The sequence below is a fragment of the Anaerolineales bacterium genome (assembly GCA_022866145.1).
GTDB lineage: Bacteria > Chloroflexota > Anaerolineae > Anaerolineales > E44-bin32 > PFL42.
This window is the reverse complement of record JALHUE010000464.1, coordinates 1-3,851: the sequence shown is the minus strand read 5'-3', so window position 1 is coordinate 3,851 and position 3,851 is coordinate 1. Positions and strand designations below refer to the sequence as shown.

At 66.6% G+C, this 3,851-nt stretch carries 4 protein-coding genes; 3 read left to right on the top strand and 1 reads right to left on the bottom strand.

Annotated features, from left to right (window positions below; translation table 11 throughout):
* The 3 genes from MUO23_13725 to MUO23_13715 all read left to right on the top strand — a co-directional run.
* On the top strand, positions 1–219 hold a 219-nt coding region (locus MUO23_13725; protein ID MCJ7514009.1), incomplete at its 5' end, for a hypothetical protein.
* Between the two features lie 50 nt (positions 220–269).
* Positions 270–1,376, top strand: coding sequence for a DUF1028 domain-containing protein (locus MUO23_13720; protein MCJ7514008.1), 1,107 nt, complete (start codon positions 270–272; stop codon positions 1,374–1,376).
* A 91-nt stretch (positions 1,377–1,467) separates the two neighbouring features.
* Positions 1,468–2,613 carry a 6-phosphofructokinase gene (locus MUO23_13715; GenBank protein MCJ7514007.1) on the top strand — a complete coding sequence of 382 codons (1,146 nt, stop codon included), beginning with the start codon at positions 1,468–1,470 and terminating at the stop codon, positions 2,611–2,613.
* 94 nt (positions 2,614–2,707) lie between these two features.
* On the opposite strand, the gene MUO23_13710 is transcribed toward MUO23_13715, so the two are convergent.
* Positions 2,708–3,664 (bottom strand): radical SAM protein, encoded by a 957-nt coding sequence (locus MUO23_13710; GenBank protein MCJ7514006.1) that lies wholly within the window; start codon positions 3,662–3,664, stop codon positions 2,708–2,710.
* Positions 3,665–3,851 lie beyond the last annotated feature (187 nt).

Here is a 3,851-nt window from a genome sequence, read left to right as displayed (position 1 = left end):
GACAAGGATCGCGATGCGCGGCGGCTGCGGCGCGTGCACGGCCTGCTGCTCTCCTACCCGGGACGAGACCGGTTCGCCTTCATGGTCTACGAGGCCGCCCGTCACTACAACCTCGAGTTCCCCAATGCCACGACCGGATACTGCAAGGACCTGCATGCCCAGCTGATCTCGCTGCTGGGTGAAGGAAGCCTGCGCCTCGAACCGCTCCGGCTGCAGTGAACCCTCGGAGGCTGCGGACAGGGATGACCATGCGCAGGGGTGAGCCGCAAGTGCCGTCGCGAATCCGCCAGCCCAAGGGCTTCTCGCAGAGCCCAGGCCAGCCGCTGCGCGCCCCAGGCGCAGTTGGCCCCTCGGGCGGTGGCAAACGCCCGGGAGGGATGACGGGGACGTTCTCTATCGTTGCCATGGATCCCGAGCGCCGGGAGTGGGGGGTGGCAGTGGCTTCCCGCGTCCTGGACGTCGGCTACATTGTTCCCTGGATGCAGGCCGAGGTCGGAGCGGTTGCCACGCAAGCTCTGACCAACCCGCACCTCGCACCCTGGGCGCTGCAAGCGCTGGGCGAGGGCGCATCTGCCCAGCAGGCCCTCGACGCCATCCTGGCTCGAGATTCCGACCCCGGGGTGCGCCAGGTCGGCATTGTCGACCGGCACGGGAACGCGGCCGCCCACACCGGCGCCAGCACCCAGGCCTGGGCTGGCCATCGCACGTCGGAGGCTGTCTCGGTGCAGGGCAACATTCTGGTCGGGCCTGAGGTGGTCGAGCGCATGTTGAGCACGTTCCAGGTAGCCACCGGCCCGCTGGCCGAGCGCTTGCTGCTGGCCCTGGAAGCCGGGGAGCAAGCCGGGGGCGATCGGCGCGGCAAGCAGTCCTCGGCGCTCAAGGTCGTTCGGCGGAACGGAGGTTATCAGGCCGTCGACGACCGCCTGGTCGATCTGAAGGTCGTCGATCAGGCGGAGCCGGTGGCCGAACTCCGGCGCCTCTATGATCAGTGGCAGTATGCGTTCCTGGTCGAGGCCTACTGCCGCCTGGCAGATGATGAGCCCGAGTGCAGCCCGCTGCTGATGCGCAGCGTGCGGTCTCTGCTGGACAGGGCGCTTCAAGCCCCGATAGCCAGCGCCGAGGTTTTCAACAACCTGGCCTGGCATCTCGCCCTGCGCAAGAAGTATCCGGAGGAGACCCTACGGGCGGCCCAGCGTGCCCAGGAGCTAGCACCCGCTGACGCGGATGTGCTGGATACCCTGGCCGAGGCCTGGTATGCCGCCGGCGACGCCGGCACCGCCGCTCACTGGGAAGAACAGGCGCTGGGCCTGTCGCCGGGAAACGAGTTCTTCCAGCGACAGCTGGATCGATTCAGGGGGGCGGCCGGCCCAGCCTGACTGTGGCGCATGGGCGTCGGGGGTCAGCCAGGGCTGCAGGTGATGCCTGTTGTAGCCCACCGCGGCGAACCCCTCAACTCGAGGAGAGATCATGAGAATCGGCATTCTGACAGGAGGCGGCGACGTCCCAGGCCTGAACCCGGCGATCAAAGCCGTCGTCAACCGAGTGGTGGCCGAAGGCCACCAGGTACTAGGGATCCGGCGAGGCTGGGCGGGCCTGCTGGAGTTCAACCCTGCCGACAGCGGCTCGGCGGCCAACGTGCTCGACCTGACACCGGCTGTTGTGCGTACGGTCGACCGCTACGGAGGGACCTTTCTGCACACCTCTCGCACCAACCCTAGCAAGGTCAAAGTGAAAGACGCTCCCGAGTTCCTCAAGGCCCAGGTGAAGGGCGATCAGGTCCAGGACTTCACCCCGCATGTGTTGTCCGTCCTCGAGCACCTAAAAGTGGATGCCCTGGTTCCTATCGGGGGGGACGACACCCTATCCTACGGCCTGCGCCTGCATGACGAAGGTGTGCCGGTAGTCGCCATTCCCAAGACAATGGACAACGATGTATCCGGCACAGACTACTGCCTGGGTTTTTCGACCGCCGTCACCCGCTCGGTCGAGTTCATCACAAACCTGCGCACCAGCACCGGTTCCCATGAACGCATTGCTGTGATCGAGCTGTTCGGGCGCAACAGCGGGGAGACTTCGCTGATTTCCGGGTACCTCGGCGCCGTCGACCGCGTGATCATCTCCGAGGTGTCCTTCGACCCGGAGAAGTTGGCGAAGCTGCTGATGGAAGACCGGCGATCCAATCCCAGCAGCTATGCCATGATGACAATCTCTGAGGGTGCCCAGATGCAGGGCAGCGAGATGGTCGAGCGGGGGCAGGCCGACTCCTACGGACACAAGAAGCTGGGCGGAGTCGGGCTGATCACCGGCGACATCCTCAAGGAACTGACCGGCGTAGGAATCGTACAACAGCAGCTTGGATACCTGATGCGCTGCGGGCCGCCCGACGCTTTGGATCTGATGGTCGCCGGCAACTACGGCAGCCTGGCCGCCGACCTGTTGATGGCCGGCAAGACCGGGAGGATGGTTGCCCTGAAGAAGGGTGTGTACACGCACGTGTCGATGACGGAGACCCGGGCCGGGGCACGGAAGGTCGATGTCGACGCCTTGTACGACGTCGATGCCTACCGGCCGAGGATCCGCAGCTTCGACGGCTTGCCGATGTTCCTGTACTGAGCGCTCGCCGCCTCACCCTGGGTGGAAATGTGACGTGCGGGGCCAGCCCCGCAGGCGTCGAAGGTGGGTGCCGTCCCCTGGCCTCACCCCTCAATCAACGAGAGCACAGGGGCAGCCGTGTCAGGCCGGCCTCAACCCCCGCCTGCCAGGCGACGTCGTACTCCGCCGCCGTCGTCCGCCGCCGCAATTCCGGGATGGCGTCGGCCCGGTAAGCAGGCCGGTATTGGGCCATCAGGTTCACCGCGGTGTGGGGCGAGATCTCGGCCGCCAGGAAGCGCAGGATGCGCTCCGTGCCGGACAATCCCTCGGGCAGAACCAGGTGGCGCACCAGCAAGCCGCGCTGGGCCAGGCCTCGCCCATCGATCTCCAGGTCGCCGACCTGGTGCTGCATGGCCCGGACGGCGGCGGCGTTGACGGCTGGATAGCCCTTAGCGCCGGACAGCCGGAGCCCCACGTCCGCCTCGGCGTACTTCATATCGGGCATGTAGATGTCGACCACTCCGTCCAGCAGCGCCAGGGTCTCAAGCGAATCGTAGCCGCCGGTGTTGTAGACCAGCGGCAGGTGCAGGCCACGCCCGGCGGCCTCGGCCACGGCCTCGAGGATCATCGGCACCACATGCGTCGGTGATACGAGGTTGATGTTGTGGCAGCCCCGCGCCTGGAGCCAGAGCATGACCTCGGCCAGTTCGCTCGCCGGCATCAAGCTGCCCCCAAGCGTCTGGCTGATGTCGGCGTTCTGGCAGAACACGCAGTGCAGGTTGCACGACCCGAAGAAGATCGTCCCGGAGCCCGCCCAGCCGCGCAGCACTTCCTCCTCGCCGTGGTGCGGTCCGAAGGAGGCGACCTGGGCCGTGGTGCCTGTGCGGCAGCCGCCGAGTTGGGATCGTCGGTCGACGCCGCAACTGCGGCCGCACAAGTTGCATGCCAGAAGCCTGCGCTGGGCTTCGGCCGCCCGCCTGGCGAGCCCGCCATCCGGCAGCAGCCGGAGATACGCCGGGGAAAATGCAGGGCGATCGTCGGTCGGAACGGACGATTGGCCTGCTCCTTGCATCTTCCCAATTGCCGCTGCGGGGTGTGGCGGTGTGAGCCAGGGAGGTGCAGGATCCATGTCGACCTACTTCCACGATGCCCGAGTGCTTGCCGACACCATCGATTCGCTGTGCGAGCCGTACCGGCAGAACACGATTGAGTGGCTCGAGTCTTGCACGCGGCGCCCAATGCGCGAGCCGCGGACGGAT